The 324-nt window shown below is 60.8% G+C and carries 1 pseudogene; it reads right to left on the bottom strand.

What is annotated here, in order from left to right:
- Positions 1–250 (bottom strand): annotated as a pseudogene (locus P0G09_RS16720) (RNA methyltransferase); the annotation flags it as partial.
- Positions 251–324: the final 74 nt, after the last annotated feature.

Here is a 324-nt window from a genome sequence, read left to right as displayed (position 1 = left end):
CGGCCAGCTTATCGGCCACATGGTCCTCCACCAGATAGTGCTCCCCGGGCAGTCCGGCCAGCTCCGGGCACTTTTCCAGCGCTGCCTCGGTGCAGAACAGGGTCTCCAGCGCCGCGCCGCTGCAGAGCTCCGGGCAGAGCTTGCGGCCCTCGGCCAGAAATTTCCCCTCACTGCGCCGGAACGCCCCACTGGAAGCAAGGCGGCAGGCATATTTGATCTTTGCGTTTTCCCGGCTGGTGATCATTTCCATGCGGTCCTCCAGAAGATACAAAAATATACAAAAAGGACGCCCGCGTATTTTACTACGCGCGGGCGTCTTTCAGG

Source organism: Faecalibacterium sp. DFI.5.82 (assembly GCF_029076575.1).
GTDB lineage: Bacteria > Bacillota > Clostridia > Oscillospirales > Ruminococcaceae > Faecalibacterium > Faecalibacterium duncaniae.
Note: the sequence above shows the minus strand (reverse complement) of the source record. Positions and strands in the feature narration are given on the sequence as shown.